The 14,753-nt window shown below is 72.1% G+C and carries 13 protein-coding genes and 1 pseudogene; 7 read left to right on the forward strand and 7 right to left on the reverse strand.

Annotated features, from left to right (window positions below; all coding sequences use genetic code 11):
- Both ALMP_RS06555 and ALMP_RS06560 read right to left on the reverse strand, forming a co-directional pair.
- Positions 1-320: pseudogene (locus tag ALMP_RS06555) on the reverse strand (DNA helicase RecD); the annotation flags it as partial.
- Entirely contained in the window at positions 317-1,303 is a 987-nt protein-coding gene (locus ALMP_RS06560; protein ID WP_264925269.1) for an aldo/keto reductase, read from the reverse strand. The gene ALMP_RS06560 and the pseudogene ALMP_RS06555, both read right to left, overlap by 4 nt.
- Positions 1,304-1,493: 190 nt before the next feature.
- Here ALMP_RS06560 and ALMP_RS06565 point away from each other — a divergent pair, with 190 nt between their 5' ends.
- Entirely contained in the window at positions 1,494-2,549 is a 1,056-nt protein-coding gene (locus ALMP_RS06565) for an LLM class F420-dependent oxidoreductase (RefSeq protein ID WP_264925270.1), read from the forward strand.
- Between the two features lie 230 nt (positions 2,550-2,779).
- A complete protein-coding gene (locus tag ALMP_RS06570; protein WP_264925271.1) occupies positions 2,780-3,568 on the forward strand; it encodes a ferritin-like domain-containing protein in 789 nt (262 codons plus the stop codon).
- Position 3,569: 1 nt separating this feature from the next.
- Here ALMP_RS06570 and corA read toward each other — a convergent pair whose 3' ends face one another.
- On the reverse strand, positions 3,570-4,562 hold the full coding sequence (gene corA, locus ALMP_RS06575) for a magnesium/cobalt transporter CorA (RefSeq protein ID WP_264925272.1): 993 nt from the start codon (positions 4,560-4,562) through the stop codon (positions 3,570-3,572).
- Between the two features lie 62 nt (positions 4,563-4,624).
- Between corA and ALMP_RS06580 the strand changes: the two genes are divergently transcribed.
- The 5 genes from ALMP_RS06580 (at position 4,625) to ALMP_RS06600 (ending at position 9,477) form a co-directional block, all read left to right on the forward strand.
- Entirely contained in the window at positions 4,625-5,311 is a 687-nt protein-coding gene (locus tag ALMP_RS06580) for a histidine phosphatase family protein (RefSeq protein ID WP_264925273.1), read from the forward strand.
- Between the two features lie 87 nt (positions 5,312-5,398).
- Entirely contained in the window at positions 5,399-5,989 is a 591-nt protein-coding gene (locus ALMP_RS06585; RefSeq protein ID WP_264925274.1) for a DUF3090 domain-containing protein, read from the forward strand.
- Complete coding sequence (locus ALMP_RS06590) at positions 5,953-6,807, forward strand: SCO1664 family protein (RefSeq protein ID WP_264925275.1); 855 nt, start codon at positions 5,953-5,955, stop codon at positions 6,805-6,807. The genes ALMP_RS06585 and ALMP_RS06590 overlap by 37 nt, the downstream gene beginning before the upstream one ends.
- A 330-nt stretch (positions 6,808-7,137) precedes the next feature.
- Positions 7,138-8,367, forward strand: a complete 1,230-nt coding sequence (gene mshC, locus ALMP_RS06595) for a cysteine--1-D-myo-inosityl 2-amino-2-deoxy-alpha-D-glucopyranoside ligase (protein ID WP_264925276.1) — start codon at positions 7,138-7,140, stop codon at positions 8,365-8,367.
- Positions 8,368-8,517: 150 nt separating this feature from the next.
- A complete protein-coding gene (locus ALMP_RS06600; protein WP_264925277.1) occupies positions 8,518-9,477 on the forward strand; it encodes a superoxide dismutase in 960 nt (319 codons plus the stop codon).
- Positions 9,478-9,515: 38 nt separating this feature from the next.
- Here ALMP_RS06600 and ALMP_RS06605 read toward each other — a convergent pair whose 3' ends face one another.
- From ALMP_RS06605 to glpK, 4 genes are all read right to left on the reverse strand, one after another.
- Complete coding sequence (locus ALMP_RS06605) at positions 9,516-10,451, reverse strand: PAC2 family protein (protein WP_264925278.1); 936 nt, start codon at positions 10,449-10,451, stop codon at positions 9,516-9,518.
- A gap of 149 nt (positions 10,452-10,600) precedes the next feature.
- Complete coding sequence (locus ALMP_RS06610) at positions 10,601-11,272, reverse strand: FadR/GntR family transcriptional regulator (RefSeq protein WP_264925279.1); 672 nt, start codon at positions 11,270-11,272, stop codon at positions 10,601-10,603.
- 194 nt (positions 11,273-11,466) lie between these two features.
- Positions 11,467-13,083, reverse strand: coding sequence for a glycerol-3-phosphate dehydrogenase/oxidase (locus tag ALMP_RS06615; protein ID WP_264925280.1), 1,617 nt, complete (start codon positions 13,081-13,083; stop codon positions 11,467-11,469).
- Positions 13,084-13,136: 53 nt separating this feature from the next.
- A complete protein-coding gene (gene glpK / locus ALMP_RS06620) occupies positions 13,137-14,675 on the reverse strand; it encodes a glycerol kinase GlpK (RefSeq protein ID WP_264925281.1) in 1,539 nt (512 codons plus the stop codon).
- Between the last annotated feature and the right edge of the window lie 78 nt (positions 14,676-14,753).

Raw genomic sequence — 14,753 nt, forward strand, 5'->3', positions numbered from 1 at the left:
TTCTCGGCCTTCCGCCGCTCGATCCGCTCACGCTCCACCTTCTGAGCGGCGAGCTCGGCCTCGGCCTCGGAGAGCTCCGGGGCGGCCTGGCCGCTGCCGCCCTCGGCGGCGGCCTCGCCCTCGGAGTCCGTCCCGGCCTCGGAGTCCGCCCCGGCCTCGGAGTCCGCCCCGGCCGTGGTGTCCGTGGCGTCGCGGGAGCCCTCGGCCTCCCCGCCGCCCGCCGCCTCCGTGTCCGGGACGGCGTCGGTCGGCGCGGCGTCGTCCGGGGTCCCCGGCCCGGCGGGCTCAGTGGTGTCGGGGGTCTCCGGCTCCGTGCTCACAGCGTGCTCCAGTCGTGATCGGGATAGCGGTGCACGGGCGCCGACACGTCGTCGAGAGCCCGGCAGATCTCGTCAGGAAGACTAAGCGCCTCCACTGACAACGCCGCCGTGAGCTGCTGGGCGTTGCGCGGGCCGACGATCGGCGCGCTCACCCCCGGCCGGTCGCGGACCCAGGCGAGGGCGACCTGGAGCGGGGTCACCGCGAGCCCGTCCGCCGCGGTCGTCACGGCGTCCACGATGCGGCTCGCGGTGTCGTCGAGATAGGGCTCGACGAACGGCGCGAAGTGGTCCGAGGCGGCGCGCGAGTCCGGCGGCAGGGCGTCGCCCCGGTACTTGCCGGTGAGGACGCCCCGGCCCAGCGGCGAGGAGGGCAGCAGACCGATGCCCAGGTCCAGCGCGGCCGGCAGCACCTCGCGCTCCACGCCGCGCTGGAGCAGCGAGTACTCCATCTGCGTGCTCGCCAGCCGGGTGCGCGGACCCGGCGCGGCGAGCTGCCAGGTCGCGGCCTTGGCGAGCTGCCAGCCGCAGAAGTTGGAGACGCCGGCGTACCGGGCGCGGCCGCTGGCGACGGCGATGTCGAGGGCCTGGAGGGTCTCCTCCAGCGGGGTGTCCGGGTCGAAGGCGTGCACATGCCACAGGTCGACGTGATCCGTGCCGAGCCGGGCGAGCGAGGCGTCGAGCGCGGCCAGCAGATGGCCGCGCGAGCCGTCGAAGCGGCGGTCCGGGTCGGGCACACTGCCCGCCTTCGTCGAGATGATCAGGTCCCGGCGCGGAACCAGTCCGTCTATGAGACGCCCGAGCAGGTACTCGGCGTCTCCGTCGCCATACACGTCCGCCGTGTCGACGAGGGTCCCGCCCGCCTCCCAGAACGTCTTCAAGAGGTCCGCGGCGTCATGCTCGTCGGTGTCGCGGCCCCAGGTCAGGGTGCCGAGCCCGATGCGGGACACACGCAGGCCGGTGCGGCCGAGATGCCTCTGCTCCATGGGTGCCGAGATTACTGGCCAGAACTGGGCCGTGGGTTGCCTGTGGACAACGGAAAGCCCGCCGGGCCGGGCGGCTCCCCGCAGGTCCGGCACCGGCGCGCCCCCGGCCACAGCGGGCTCCCGGGGCGCGGGCGCCCCGCGCTAAGGTCTCCGGAACACCGTCGTTACTGATCAGTAAGGGGAATCGGCCATGCAGCTCGGTATCAACCTCGGCTACTGGGGTGCCGGAATGGACGCGGACAACCTGGCCGTGGCCCAGGAGGCCGACCGGCTCGGCTACGCCGTGTGCTGGGCCGCGGAGGCCTACGGCTCGGACGCGGCCACCGTCCTCAGCTGGGTCGCCGCGCAGACCGAGCGGATCGACGTCGGCTCGGCCATCTTCCAGATCCCGGCCCGCCAGCCCGCGATGACCGCGATGACCGCCGCCACCCTCGACTCCCTCTCCGGCGGCCGCTTCCGCCTCGGCCTCGGCGTCTCCGGCCCCCAGGTCTCCGAGGGCTGGTACGGCGTCAAGTTCGACAAGCCGCTGTCGCGCACCCGCGAGTACGTCGAGATCGTCCGCAAGGCGATGACCCGCGAGCGGCTGTCGTACGAGGGCGAGCACTGGACGCTGCCGCTGCCGGGCGGCCCGGGCAAGCCGATCAAGCTGACCGTGCACCCGCAGCGCGAGCACATCCCGCTGTACATCGCCGCCATCGGCCCGAAGAACCTGGAGCAGACCGGCGAGATCGCCGACGGCGCCCTGCTGATCTTCCCGTCCGCCGACCACCTCGAGGACACCGCGATCACGTACCTGCGCGCCGGGCGCGAGAAGGCGGGCAAGACCCTGGAGGGCTTCGACGTCTGCCCGACGCTGCCCATCGCCGTCGGCGCCGACCAGGACGTCGAGCAGCTCGCCGACACCTTCCGCCCCTACACCGCGCTGTACGTCGGCGGCATGGGCAGCCCCAAGCAGAACTTCTACAACCAGCTCGCCCGGCGCATGGGCTACGAGGAGGCCGCCGCCGAGATCCAGCAGAAGTACCTCTCCGGTGACAAGCAGGGCGCCGCGGCCGCCGTACCGCACGACCTGATCGACCGGACCACGCTGCTCGGCTCCGTGGAGCGCATCGCCGACCGGATGAAGGCGTACGCCGCGGCCGGCGTCACCACCCTCAGCCTCGCACCCGCGGGCTTCACCCTCGACGAGCGGCTCGCCTCGCTGCGCGCGGGCGCGCGGGCGCTGGAACTCGCCGGACTGGCATAGCCGGGAAGAGGGGGGATTCTCGGCGGCCGTGGTGGGGGCTCGGGGGGTCTTCCCCGCCACGGCCGTCACGGGGAACAACGCGTCGGCGGCCGCCCGGTTACGCCCGGGGCGTGACCGGGTGCGTCATCCTTTCGGCGGAGTTGTCCGACACAGCTGTTGCCGCACCACTCGCACCGCATTTGACTCGTTCTCTGCGACATCCTGCGGAATCCTGCAGAGAGGTGCCCACGATGCTTTCGGCCAAGAGCCTGTTCCAGGAGATCATCGACAACGACGAGTCCTTCCGGCTGTTCTGCTCCATCGCCGCCAGCGGGGAGTCGCAGGGCGGCTGGGAGAACGGCCGGATCGCCGCGCTCGTCCCGCCGGGCGAGCGCGACCTCGCCCCCAGGATCACCCGGCACGGCGCCGACGAGGACAAGCACGGGCGGATCTTCAACGCCCTGCTGAAGAAGCGCGGTCTCGAACCCGTCCCCGTCCCGCCCGAGACCGACTACACGATGCTCCTGGAGCGGCGCGGCATCGGCCTCGCCCACGACAAGCTCAAGGCCGACGAACCGCTGACCGTGCAGGACATCGTCACCTACCTCGCCCACAGCCGGGTCACCGAACAGCGCGCCTCCGAGCAGATGGTGCTGCTGCGCAAGCACTTCGCCGACCACCCCGACCTCGGCCGCGCGGTGAAGATGATCTCCCATGACGAGGACAACCACCTCGCCTACTGCCACGAGGAACTGCTGCGCTTCGCGCGCGCGGGACACGGCCGCGCCATCCAGCGCACCCTGCGCGAGAGCGCGCTCGCCGAGATCCGCGTCTACCGTGACGTCAGCCTCGCCGTCATGGCCCACATGGGCCGCATCCTCGGCTGGTCCCGGCCCAGGGCCGCCGTCCTCGCCGCCGGCATCCACGCCCTGTACGCCTGGGAGCGGTTCGCGGGCTGGCGGCGGATGGTGTCCCTGAAGATGCCCGAACGCCGTGACGCCCTCGGCGGCCCCGCCGGCACCGCCCCCGAGTTCGCCTGACCTACAGCCACCCCCGGCCTTTGAACAGCCGGAAAAGCAGCACCTCCAGGGCGGCCATGAGGGCGATCACCGCGGGATACGCCCACACCCAGCGCAGCTCCGGCATGTGGTCGAAGTTCATGCCGTAGATCCCCGCGATCATCGTGGGGACCGCGGCCATGGCCGCCCACGCGGAGATCTTCCGCATGTCGTCGTTCTGGCGCACGCTCATCTGCGCCAGATGCGCCGACAGGATGTCCGACACCAGCCGGTCCAGGTTCTCCACGGACTCGTTCACGCGCGCGAGGTGGTCGCCGACGTCACGGAAGAAGGGCCGCGCCGTGTCGTTCACGAAGGGCACCGAGCCGAACGCGCCAGTGGCCGCGAGCCGGGACACCGGCAGCGTCAGCGGCCCGGTCGCCCGCCGGAATTCCAGGATCTGCCGCTTGAAGGTGTAGATCCGCGACGCCGTGTGCCGCGAGCCGCCCTCGGCCGGCGAGAACACCTCCGCCTCCAGCTCCTCCAGGTCGGTCTGCAACTCGGTCGCCACGTCCAGGTAATGGTCGACGGTCGCGTCGGCGATCGCGTAGACGACGGCCGTGGGGCCCTTCGCCAGCATCTCCGGCTCCCGCTCCAGCCGGCGCCGTACGGCCGCCAGCGGCGCGCCCTCGCCGTGCCGGACCGTCACCACGAAGGAGTCGCCGAGGAAGACCATCACCTCACCGGAGGAGACGGTGTCGCTCTCCGGCTCGTACACCACCGGCTTCAGCACCAGGAACAACGAGTCGTCGTAGACCTCCAGCTTGGGCCGCTGATGGGCCTTCAGGGCGTCCTCCACCGCCAGCGGGTGCAGCGCGAACTCCCGGGTGACGTGGTCGAACTCCTTCTCGGTCGGCTCGTGCAGCCCGATCCAGACGAAACCGCCCCCGGTGCGCGCCTCGTCCAGCGCGTCGGAGAAGTCCTGCGGGCCCTGACTGCGGCGCCCGTCGCGGTAGATGGCGCAGTCGACGATCACGGAGCGCATTCTCCTCTCGGCCGTTCACCTGCGCACGCGCGCGTACGCCTACCCTGGGCGGCATGCCCACGCTGATCCTCGTCCGGCACGGACGTTCCACCGCCAACACCTCCGGAGTGCTCGCCGGCTGGACGCCCGGCGTCGCCCTCGACGAGCGCGGTGCCGAGCAGGCCGCCGCGCTGCCCGGGCGCCTTCGAGGGCTGCCGCTCGCCGAGGTGGTCGTCAGCCCCCTGCAACGCTGCCAGGAGACGGTCCAGCCCCTCCTCGACGCCCGCCCCGGCCTGCCCGTGCACACCGACGAACGGATCGGGGAGGCCCATTACGGCGACTGGTCCGGCCGCAAGCTCGCGGAACTGAAGGACGAGCCGCTGATGGAGGTCGTACAGGCGCACCCCTCCGCGGCCGCGTTCCCTGGCGGCGAGTCGATGCGGGCCATGCAGACCCGCGCCGCCGAGGCGGTGCGCGAGTGGAACGCGCGCGTGGAGCGCGACCACGGCGCCGACGCCGTCTACCTCATGTGCTCGCACGGCGACATCATCAAGTCGCTCGTCGCGGACGCGCTCGGACTCCATCTCGACCTCTTCCAGCGGATCTCCGTGGAACCGTGTTCCATCACCGCGATCCGTTACACCCGCCTGCGGCCCTTTCTCGTGCGTCTCGGGGACACCGGCGACTTCGCCTCCCTCGTGCCCCGCGAGGAGCCGCCGGCCGGGGACGCCACGGTCGGGGGCGAGGCGGGCGCACCGTGATCGTCGCCCGCAGTAGGGTGAAGCGGTCCACATACGCACGTTCACGCATGGACGTTCCCGTACCCACGACTCCCAGGGAGACAGGACGTGTCCCGTCAGGTGTTCCTCTACGACCCCCCGGACCGCTTCGTGGCCGGTACGGTCGGACTGCCCGGGCGCCGTACCTTCTTCCTCCAGGCCACCTCCGGTTCCCGAGTGACCAGTGTGGCCCTGGAGAAGACCCAGGTCGCCGCGCTCGCCGAGCGCATGGACGAGCTGCTGGACGAGGTCGTACGCCGTAGCGGCGGAAGCGCCGCCGTGCCCGCCGTGGCGCCCTCGGAGATCACCGACACCGGGCCCCTCGACACCCCCGTCGAGGAGGAGTTCCGGGTCGGCACCATGGCCCTCGCCTGGGACGGCGAGGAGCAGCGCATGATCGTCGAGGCGCAGGCCCTCGTGGAGCTCGACGCCGACTCCGAGGAGGACCTCGCCGAGGCCGAGGAGCGGTTGCTCCAGGACGAGGAGAACGGGCCCCCGATGCTGCGCGTCCGGCTCACCGGAGCGCAGGCGAGAGCCTTCGCCAAGAGAGCCCTCGACGTCGTCAACGCCGGACGGCCGCCGTGCCCGCTGTGCAGTCTGCCGCTCGACCCGGAAGGACACGTATGTCCGCGCCAGAACGGATACCGTCGAGGGGCGTGACCACCACCGACCCGGCCGCCTCCGCCGCGCACGCCGCGCCGCGCGAGCTGCTCGCGCGCGGTGAACTGACCGTGCGCGGACGCATCCGTGACGCCTCCAACGCCGCCCTGTACTGCACCGTCACCCACGAGGGCCGCGAGGCCGCCTGTGTGTACAAACCCGTCGCCGGGGAGCGCCCCCTGTGGGACTTCCCCGACGGCACCCTCGCCCAGCGGGAGGTCGCCACGTACGCCGTCTCGGAGGCGACCGGCTGGGGGCTCGTCCCGCCCACCGTGCTGCGGGACGGGCCCTACGGCGAGGGCATGTGCCAGCTCTGGATCGAGACGTCCGGGGAGGACGGGCTGCTCGCCCTCGTCGAGGCGGAGCAGCCGGAGCCGGGCTGGAAGGCGATCGGCTTCGCCGAGGTCGGCGAGGGCCGGACCGCGCTGCTGGTGCACGCCGACGACGAGCGGCTGCGCCGGCTGGCCGTTCTCGACGCGGTCGTCAACAACGCCGACCGCAAGGGCGGCCACCTGCTGACCACCGACGACGGCCGGCTGTACGGCATCGACCACGGCGTCACCTTCAACGTCGACGACAAACTGCGCACGCTGCTGTGGGGCTGGGCGGGGGAGCCCCTCACCGAAGAGGCCGTGGAGGTCCTGACGGGCCTCGCGGCGGACCTGGCCGAGGACGGCGCCCTGACCGCCGCCCTGTCGGCCCTGATCACGCCCGCCGAGATCGACGCCACACGCGCGCGCGTGGCGGCGCTCCTGGCGACCGGGAGACACCCGGAGCCGAGCGGGGAGTGGCCGGCGATCCCCTGGCCGCCCGTCTGAGGCAGCGGCACACCGGCCGCCGACCGTGTGCGGTCGAGCCATCTCGCCTGCTGCCTGTGTGAGGTCGCGGCACACTCGGCCGCCGGCCGTATGAGGTCGCGCCACCTCGCCTGCTGTCACCCCGGTCACCCCCGCTGGTGGCCGTGGCGCACCGCCGGGCGCCCGTCTGAGGCTGCGGCACACCGGTCGCCGGGCGTGCGGGTCGCGCCGCCTCGGCTGTCGCCCGTGTGAGGCCGCAGCACACCGGCCGTCGGTGCGCAAGACCGTCTTCCCGGTCATCCGGCCCGCTCCGGTTCGTATCCGGAACTCCGGTCCGGTTACGCTCATGACATGCATGCCTGGCCCGCTTCCGAGGTCCCCGCCCTGCCTGGTCAGGGCCGCGACCTGAGGATCCACGACACCGCGACCGGCGGCTTGGTCACCCTCGACCCCGGTCCCGTCGCCCGTATCTACGTCTGCGGCATCACCCCGTACGACGCGACCCACATGGGTCACGCGGCGACCTACAACGCGTTCGACCTCGTGCAGCGCGTGTGGCTCGACACCAAGCGGCAGGTTCACTACGTCCAGAACGTCACCGATGTCGACGACCCGCTCCTGGAGCGCGCGGAGCGCGACGGCATCGACTGGGTCGCCCTCGCCGAGAAGGAGACGACCCTCTTCCGCGAGGACATGACCGCGCTGCGGATGCTCCCGCCGCGGCACTACATAGGCGCCGTCGAGGCGATACCCGGCATCGTGCCGCTCGTCGAGCGCCTGCGGGACGCGGGCGCCGCCTATGAACTCGACGGCGACATCTACTTCTCCGTCGAGTCCGACCCGCGCTTCGGCAAGGTCTCGAACCTCGACGCCGCCGCCATGCGGCTGCTGTCCGCCGAGCGCGGCGGCGACCCCGAGCGCCCCGGCAAGAAGAACCCGCTCGACCCGATGCTGTGGATGGCCGCCCGCGAGGGCGAGCCCAGCTGGGACGGCGGCTCGCTCGGCCGCGGGCGCCCGGGCTGGCACATCGAGTGCGTCGCCATCGCCCTGGACCACCTCGGCATGGGCTTCGACGTCCAGGGCGGCGGCTCCGACCTCGCCTTCCCGCACCACGAGATGGGCGCCTCGCACGCCCAGGTGCTCACCGGCGAGTTCCCCATGGCCAAGGCGTACGTGCACGCCGGGATGGTCGCCCTGGACGGCGAGAAGATGTCCAAGTCCAAGGGCAACCTGGTCTTCGTCTCGCGGCTGAGGCGCGACGGCGTCGACCCCGCCGCGATCCGGCTCACCCTGCTCGCCCACCACTACCGGGCCGACTGGGAGTGGACCGACCAGGTGCTGGCGGACGCCGTGGCCCGGCTCGGCCGCTGGCGCGCCGCCGTCTCCCGCCCGGACGGGCCGCCCGCCGAGTCCCTCGTCGAGGAGATCCGCGAGGCCCTCGCGAACGACCTCGACGCCCCCGCCGCGCTCGCCGCCGTCGACCGCTGGGCCGCGCTCCAGCAGGAACACGGCGGCACCGACACCGGGGCGACCGGCGTGGTGACCCGCGCGGTGGACGCCCTGCTGGGCGTGGCGCTGTAACAGCCCGGCCGACCGCCAGGGGCGCCTCCTGTGTCGAGGAGGCGCCCCTGTGTCGCGTTCACCACCCGTCGGCTCCCGCCGTGTGATGGGGTGTGGGTGTTCGTCACCGTTCCGCCGGCCACCGCAAGGCCCCTCACGGAAGGACGCACAGTGACCCCCGCCCCCCGTTCCCCCGCCCGTCGAAGGCTGTTCACCGCGGCCGCCGCCCTCTCCGGCGCGGCCCTGTTCGGCGGCACCGCCATCGCGCACGCCGCCGAGAGCCGCCGGACGGGACGACCGACCGGATTCCCCCTGCCCGACGGCTTCCAGCCCGAGGGCGTCGCCATCGGCACCCGCCCGTTCGCCTACTTCGGCTCCCTCGCCGACGGGGACGTCTACCGGGCCGACCTCGCCACCGGCCGCGGCTCGGTCGTCGTCCCGGGCCTCGGCGCCGGGCACCCCACCGTCGGCCTGAAGATCGACCGGCACGACCGGCTCTTCCTCGCGGGCGGCGCCAGCGGCGAGATCCGCGTCGCCGACGCCCGCACCGGCGAGACCGGGCCGGTGTACGCCACCGGCGGCACCTTCGTGAACGACGTGATCCTCACCCCGGGCGCCGCCTGGTTCACCGACTCCTTCCGGCCACAGCTGTACGAGCTGTCCCTCGGCCGGCACGGCGCCCCGAAGAGCGTGCGGACCGTGCCGCTCGGCGGCGACTGGGTCCAGGGCGAGGACTTCACCGCCAACGGCATCGAGCGCACCCCGGACGGCAGCGCCCTGCTCGTCGTCAACGCCTTCGCGGACGGCGGCAGCCTCATGCGGGTCGACCCGCGCACCGGAACCGCCCGCACGGTCGACCTCGGCCCCGCGAAACTCCCCAACGGCGACGGCCTGCTGCTGCTCGGCCGGATCCTCTACGTCGTCCAGCAGGCGCAGAACGCCGTCGACGTGTTCCGGCTGAACGCGGCCGGCACCCGCGGCACCGCCATCGCGAGGATCACCGACCCCCGCTTCCGCATCCCGACGACCGTCGCGGCGTGGGGCGACCGGCTCTACCTGCCGAACGCGCGCTTCGACGTGGAGCCAGCACCCGACACCGAGTACGACGTGGTGGCCGTGAACCGCCTCTGACCAGCGAGAGGGCGGTGCGCGTCGGCGCACCGCCCTCCTCAGTCCTCCGACGAATCGTCCTCGTCGGTGTTCTCCCCGCTCGGTTTCGGCGGCTTCGGCGGCCGCGTCCGCTCCTCGGGCGCGGGCGGGCCACCGCCGTCCCGCCGCCGCAGGTACCGCTCGAACTCGCGGGCGATCGCCTCACCCGACGCCTCGGGCAGCTCCGCAGTGTCCCGGGCCTCCTCCAGCGTCTGCACGTACTCGGCGACCTCGCTGTCCTCCGCGGCCAGCTGGTCCACGCCCACCTGCCAGGCGCGCGCGTCCTCGGGCAGTTCGCCCAGCGGGATGCGCACGTCGATCAGGTCCTCCAGCCGGTTGAGCAGCGCCAACGTCGCCTTCGGGTTGGGCGGCTGGGAGACGTAGTGCGGTACGGCCGCCCAGAGGCTGACCGCCGGCACGCCCGCGTGCGTGCACGCCTCCTGGAGGACGCCGACGATGCCCGTGGGCCCCTCGTACTTGGTCTCCTCCAGGTCCATGCGCCGCGCCAGGTCCGGGTCGGAGGTGGTGCCGCTGATCGGCACCGGACGCGTGTGCGGGGTGTCGCCGAGCAGGGCGCCCAGGACGACCACCAGTTCCACACCGAGTTCGTGCGCGAAGCCGAGCAACTCGTTGCAGAACGAACGCCAGCGCATGGACGGCTCGATGCCGCGCACCAGCACCAGATCGCGCGGCTTCTCCCCGCCGACCCGCACCACCGACAGCCTCGTCGTCGGCCAGGTGATCTTGCGCACGCCGCCGTCCATGAACACCGTGGGGCGGTTCACCTGGAAGTCGTAGTAGTCCTCGGCGTCCAGCGCCGCGAACACCTCGCCCTTCCACTCCCTCTCCAGATGCGCGACCGCGGTGGAAGCGGCGTCGCCGGCATCGTTCCAGCCCTCGAACGCGGCCACCATGACCGGGTCGATCAGCTCGGGAACCCCCTCGAGCTCGATCACCCAGTGCCTCCTTCCGACGTGCCCTCGCCTGACCACCCAACCTTACGGCGTCCGGCGGGGGCGTCCGCAGTCCCCCGGTACGGGGTGGTGGACGGATCACTGCCCCGTTCGACACCCCGGAACACCCGGCGTGATCAGATCGGTCGGTGTCACAGGCTGGCGCGCAGCCACTGCTCCACGCTCGCGATGTGCACGGTCGCCCAGGACCGCGCCGCCTCCGCGTCCCGGTCGCGCAGCGCCGCGAGGATCGCCCGGTGCTCGCGCAGGGTGCCCGCGACGGCGTCCTCCTGGGTCAGTCCGCGCCAGATCCGGGCCCGGGTCGTGGGCCCGGACAGGCCGTCGAGGAGCGAGCACAGCACCGAGTTGCCCGCGCTCTGCACGATGCCCCGGTGGAACTCCAGGTCGCAGGCGACGAGTTCCTCCACCGACGGCTCCGCGCCCAGCTTGTCCAACTGGGCGTTCAGGGCGTCCAGTTGCTGCTCACTGATGCGCAGCGCGGCCATCGCCGTCGCGGCCGGCTCCAGGATGCGGCGCACGGCCAGGAACTCCAGGACGGTGTCGTCGCGGTGGAAGTCGACGACGAAGCTCAGCGCCTCCAGCAGGAGTTGGGGATCGAGGCTGGTGACATAGGTGCCGTCGCCCTGCCGCACGTCCAGGATCCGGATCAGCGCCAGCGCGCGCACCGCCTCCCGCAGGGAGTTGCGGGACAGGCCCAGCTCGGCGGCGAGCTCGCTCTCCTTGGGCAGCCGGTCGCCGGGGCGCAGCGCACCGGTGACGATCATGCCCTTGATCTTCTCGATCGCCTCGTCGGTGACTGCCATGACGGCCTCCCTGTGGTTCATCGCTCAGACATCGGATGTCTAGGCGCCATTATGCGGGCTGAGCAGGGCGGTGCCGCCATGTCGGGGTCGACCGGCGCCGACGTGCCCGCCCGACAGCCGAAGGGGGCGGCCCGCCGACGCGGAGCCACCCCCTTCGCACAGGAGCCGTACCGAGCCCTCAGGGCTCCGGGAAGCTACTTCTTGTCGAGCAGGTCCTGGACCTTGGCCCGCACCTCTTCCGTCGCCAGGCCCCGGATCGTCAGCGTGGTCCGGCGGCGCAGCACGTCGTCCGCGGTCTCCGCCCACTCGTTGTCCCGGGCGTAGACGACCTGCGCCCAGATCTCGGGGGCGTCCGGGTGGACCCGTCGGCCCAGCTCCGGGTCCTCGTTCGCCAGGCGGGCGATGTCGAAGGCCAGCGAACCGTAGTGGGTCGCCAGGTGCCGGGCGGTGTCGGCGGCCATCCGCGGGCCGGGCGCCGGGCGGTCGACCAACAGCCGGTGGGCGACCGCGCGCGGGTTGGCGACACCCGGCAGCGGCAGCCTCTTCGGCAGCGAGGAGATCGGTTCGAAGTCCTCACCGAGCGGGTGGCCCGGCAGCGACTCCAGCTTCCGCATCACCGTGCGGCCGATGTGGCGGAAGGTCGTCCACTTGCCGCCCGCGATGGACAGCATCCCGCCCCGGCCCTCGGTCACCACCGTCTCGCGCTTGGCCTTCGCCGTGTCACCGGGCCCGCCCGGCAGCACCCGCAGACCCGCGAACGCGTAGGTGATCAGTTCCCGGTCCAGCTGCTGGTCCCGGACGGAGAAGGCGGCCTCGTCCAGGATCTGGGTTATGTCCTTGTCGTTGACGGCGACGTCCGCCGGGTCGCCCTCGAACTCCTCGTCCGTCGTGCCGAGCAGCAGCATGTCCTCCCAGGGGAGGGCGAACGTGATGCGGTACTTGTCGATCGGGGTGGCGAGCGCGGCCTTCCAGGGCGAGGTGCGCTTCAGGACCAGGTGCGCGCCCTTCGACAGCCGGATCGACGGGGCGGCGTTCGGGTCCTCCATCCTCCGCAGGTGGTCGACCCACGGGCCGGTCGCGTTCAGCACGAGCCGGGCGTTCACGCCGAACTCGTCGCCGGACAGCCGGTCGCGCAGCTCCGCGCCGGTCACCCGGCCCTTGGTGAAGCGCAGGCCGGTCACCTCGGCGTGGTTGAGGACCACCGCGCCCGCCTCCACGGCCGCGCGGACCGTCATCAGCGCCATGCGCGCGTCGTTCATCTGGTCGTCGCCGTACACGGCCACGGCCTTGAGGTTCTCGGTGCGCAGCTCGGGCACGTCCTGCCGCGCCCGCGCGGGGGAGAGCAGGTGCCCCACGCCGTCGCCGAAGGCGGACAGCATCGAGTACGCGAAGACGCCGGCCCCCAGCTTCGCCGCGCCGTGCGGCCCGCCCTTGTACACGGGGAGGTAGAACGTGAGCGGGTTCGCCAGGTGGGGGGCCACCTGACGGGAGACCGCACGGCGCTCGAAGTGGTTCTCCGCCACCAGCTTCACCGCGCCGGTCTGCAGATAGCGCAGACCGCCGTGGAGCAGCTTGGAGGAGGCGGAGGAGGTGGCGCCGGCGAAGTCGCCGGCGTCGACCAGTGCCACCCTGAGGCCGGACTGCGCGGCGTGCCAGGCGGTGGAGATGCCCAGGATGCCGCCGCCGATGACAAGAAGGTCGTACGACGCCTTGGCGAGCTGTTCCCGGGTCTCGGCGCGGCTCGGGTGGGAGCCGGAGGCCGGGCGCGTCCCCAGGGCAGGCACGGACTGCAGGGTGGACTGAGTGGTCATGTCGGGTTCTTACTCCTCATCAGAACTAGCGTCGGAGCGGATGGGCGCGCTCGTCAGCTCTCGTCCTCGAGCCAGCCCATGGTCCGCTCGACGGCCTTGAGCCAGTTCTTGTACTCACGGTCGCGGATCTCCGCGTCCATGCGGGGGGTCCACTCGGCGGCCCGCCGCCAGTTGGCGCGCAGGTCGTCGGTGCTGGTCCAGAAGCCGACGGCGAGGCCGGCGGCGTAGGCGGCACCGAGGCAGGTGGTCTCGGCGACCATCGGGCGCACCACCGGGGCGTCCAGGAAGTCCGAGAGGGTCTGCATCAGCAGGTTGTTGGAGGTCATGCCGCCGTCGACCTTGAGGGCCGCGAGCTCGACGCCGGAGTCCTTCGTCATGGCGTCGGTGATCTCACGGGTCTGCCAGGCCGTGGCCTCCAGGACGGCGCGCGCGAGGTGCGCCTTGGTGACGTACCGGGTGAGGCCGGCGATCACACCGCGGGCGTCGGAGCGCCAGTACGGGGCGAACAGGCCGGAGAACGCCGGGACGAAGTAGGCGCCGCCGTTGTCCTCGACCGAGAGCGCGAGCGTCTCGATCTCGGCGGCGGTGGAGATCAGGCCCATCTGGTCGCGCATCCACTGCACCAGCGAACCGGTGACGGCGATCGAGCCCTCCAGGGCGTAGACCGGCTTCTCGTCGCCGATGCGGTAGCCGACCGTGGTCAGCAGCCCCGAGTAGGAGTTGATGATCTTCTCACCGGTGTTCATCAGCATGAAAGTGCCGGTGCCGTACGTCGACTTGGCCTCGCCCTCGGAGAAGCAGGTCTGGCCGAACAGGGCCGCCTGCTGGTCGCCGAGCGCGGAGGCGACCGGGATGCCGCCGAGCAGGTCGCCGAGCTTGCCGCCGGTGATCTCGCCGTACACCTCGGCGGAGGAGCGGATCTCCGGGAGCATCGCGGTCGGGACGCCGATGGACTCGCAGATCTTCGGGTCCCACTCCAGCGTGTGGAGGTTCATCAGGAGGGTGCGGGAGGCGTTGGTGACGTCGGTGTAGTGCTTGCCGCCGTTGACGCCGCCGGTCAGGTTCCAGATGACCCAGGTGTCCATGGTGCCGAAGAGGATGTCGCCGGCCTCGGCGCGCTCGCGCAGGCCCTCGACGTTGTCCAGCAGCCAGCGGGCCTTGGGGCCGGCGAAGTAGGAGGCCAGCGGCAGGCCGGTCTCGCGGCGGAAGCGGTCCTGGCCGACGTTGCGGCCGAGCTCCCGGCAGAGGGCGTCGGTGCGGGTGTCCTGCCAGACGATGGCGTTGTGGACGGGCTCACCGGTGTTCTTGTCCCACAGCAGCGTGGTCTCGCGCTGGTTGGTGATGCCGATGGCCTTGATGTCGTCGCGGGTGATGCCGGCCTTGGCGATGGCCCCGGCGACGACTTCCTGGACGTTGGTCCAGATCTCGTTGGCGTCGTGCTCGACCCAGCCCGGCTTCGGGAAGATCTGCTCGTGCTCCTTCTGGTCGACGGAGACGATCCGGCCGTCCCGGTCGAAGACGATGCAGCGGGACGAGGTGGTGCCCTGGTCGATCGCGGCGATGAAGGGGCCGGCGGTGTGGGCGTCGGTCACTGTGTGCTCCTGGAAGGTCCGTGGGTGAAGGGCGGTGCGTACGGCGCGTGCCTGCGGTGCTGCCGAAGCCGGGTGTCT

This window comes from Streptomyces sp. A012304 (assembly GCF_026008495.1).
Lineage (GTDB): Bacteria > Actinomycetota > Actinomycetes > Streptomycetales > Streptomycetaceae > Streptomyces.